At 64.6% G+C, this 734-nt stretch carries 1 protein-coding gene; it reads right to left on the minus strand.

Annotated features, from left to right (window positions below):
• Nucleotides 1–53: 53 nt before the first annotated feature.
• A partial coding sequence (locus AC1DU6_RS33890) for an acyl-CoA dehydrogenase domain-containing protein (RefSeq protein ID WP_477862786.1) occupies nucleotides 54–734 on the minus strand: 681 nt, incomplete at its 5' end.

Below are 734 nucleotides of genomic sequence, written 5' to 3' on the forward strand. Positions count from 1 at the left end.
GCTCCGCCCAGCGTCAGCAACGCCATGTCGGCGCACAATGCGAAGGCCGAGGACTAACGCGAGAGCTGGCGATAGAACTGTGTGGCATCGCCGGCATCCGGCGCCGGCGCAAATATCCCGCCGGTCCAGCAGCGGCCCCAGGCGCGGAAAAGCGTGGTGACGCTGTGGCCGATATGTTTCCAGAACGCGGCGTCGAAGGCGTCGAGGCCCTTCGCCTTGTCGGAATCGCCGAGCGCATTCATTTCCTGAAGCAAATAGGGATGCGCGCGGATGGCACCCTGCCCGAACACGATGAGATTGCGCGTCAGGATGTTGGCGCCCTCAACCGTGATGCCCACCGGCACCGCGCGATACAGATTGCCCATATAATTCTGCGGCCCGTCGATCACGGCCTTGCCGCCATGGATGTCCATGGCATCGTCGATGGCGACGCGCATGCGCTCGGTGGCATGCAGCTTCATGATGCCAGAGATGACCGCGGGATGATGGCCCAGATTGAGCGCCGCCGAGGTCAGGCGTCGTGCGGCATCGAGCAGATAGGCCGTGCCGGCGATGCGCGCCAACGGCTCTTCGATGCCCTCGAATTTGCTGATCGAAATGTTGAACTGCTCGCGGATGCGCGCATAAGCGCCGGTGGTGCGCGCTGCATAGGCGGCACCGGCCGCCGACAGCGACGGCAATGAGATGCCACGACCGGCGGCGAGCGCCGACATCAGCATCTTCCAGCCCTGCCC

This window comes from Roseateles sp. P5_B10 (assembly GCF_056400485.1).